At 56.7% G+C, this 1,213-nt stretch carries 1 protein-coding gene and 1 pseudogene; both read left to right on the forward strand.

Annotation, left to right across the window (positions count from 1 at the left end):
• Nucleotides 1-198 (forward strand): annotated as a pseudogene (locus tag NW839_RS03825) (RNA-guided endonuclease TnpB family protein); the annotation flags it as partial.
• 105 nt (nucleotides 199-303) lie between these two features.
• Nucleotides 304-1,080 carry a bifunctional demethylmenaquinone methyltransferase/2-methoxy-6-polyprenyl-1,4-benzoquinol methylase UbiE gene (gene ubiE, locus NW839_RS03830; protein WP_414352033.1) on the forward strand — a complete coding sequence of 259 codons (777 nt, stop codon included), beginning with the start codon at nucleotides 304-306 and terminating at the stop codon, nucleotides 1,078-1,080.
• Nucleotides 1,081-1,213: the final 133 nt, after the last annotated feature.

The raw sequence follows: 1,213 nt of genomic DNA on the forward strand, positions 1-1,213 counted from the left end.
CCTGCGCAATCCTATCGCAGTGGTAAGTCGTTCAAGTGTGGGCACTGTGGATGGGAAGGGGATGCGGACTTGAATGGTGCAAACGTAATTGCGCTCTTGGGGGCTGCCGTAAACCAGCCTGGAGGTCCGGGCTTGTTTTGTTCTCTGGTAGAGCAGAGCAGGCCCAGGGCTACTGAAAGCCCGCTCCGTACTGCTTAGCGGTCGGAGCCGGGTAGTTTACACCACAGATCCGGTCACGTAGCGTTGCGGAGCAACAGGAGCAACAAAGTTTGTACGGGGAACATGAGGTGGAGTTGAGAAGAGGTGCCTAGCCCAACCTTTGAACAGCCTGAGGAAATCCGAGCGCTTTTTGACCGCATTGCTCCCCACTATGACTCCCTCAACCAAACCTTGAGCCTGGGCCTCCATCAGGTTTGGAAGCGTATGGCCGTGCGTTGGTCGGGCGCCAGCTCAGGAGGATATGTGCTGGATCTGTGCTGTGGAACCGGTGATCTGGCTCTGCAGTTGGCCCGCCGAGTAGGACGAAGGGGACATGTGGTGGGCCTAGATTTCTCTCCCGCCATGCTGGCGATTGCCCGGCGTCGCTCCCGGCTCTTCCCTGGCTACTCCCTGGAGTGGGTTTTGGGAGATGCCTTGGCCTTACCTTTTCCCGACAGTAGCTTCGATGCCGTTACCATGGGCTACGGCTTGCGCAATGTAACCGATATTCCCCAAGCCTTGCGAGAGATTAGGCGAGTACTGAAGCCAGGACGTCGTGCCGCCATTTTGGATTTTCACCGCCCCACAGGGATCCCTCTTTGCGAACAATTTCAGCGCTGGTACTTGAACACTCAGGTGGTTGCCCAGGCCAAAACTTTGGGACTGGGATCCGAATATGCCTACATTGATCCCAGCCTAGATCGCTTTCCCTCTGGAGAAGAGCAACGACAAATGGCCCTGCAGGCAGGGTTTGCCAGTGCCAAGTTCTACCCCCTAGCGTGGGGCATGATGGGGGTACTGGTGATTGAGAAGTTTCGTATTGTTTCCATTAATTCCACTAATTCCACTTCCCCGAAGGGAAGCGACTCCCCCCGACTATAACCCTTGTCCAGAGCGGGATCCAGGGGCCTAGATCGACAGGGTCTCGTTTAAGGACTCCGTCCTGCTGGCGCGAAAGGACTCCGTCCCGCTGGCGCGAACGGCTGCAATTTCCCCTTATTTTTCTCCGCCGAGG

The organism is Synechococcus sp. R5-15 (assembly GCF_047462035.1).
Classification (GTDB): Bacteria; Cyanobacteriota; Cyanobacteriia; order Thermostichales; family Thermostichaceae; genus Thermostichus.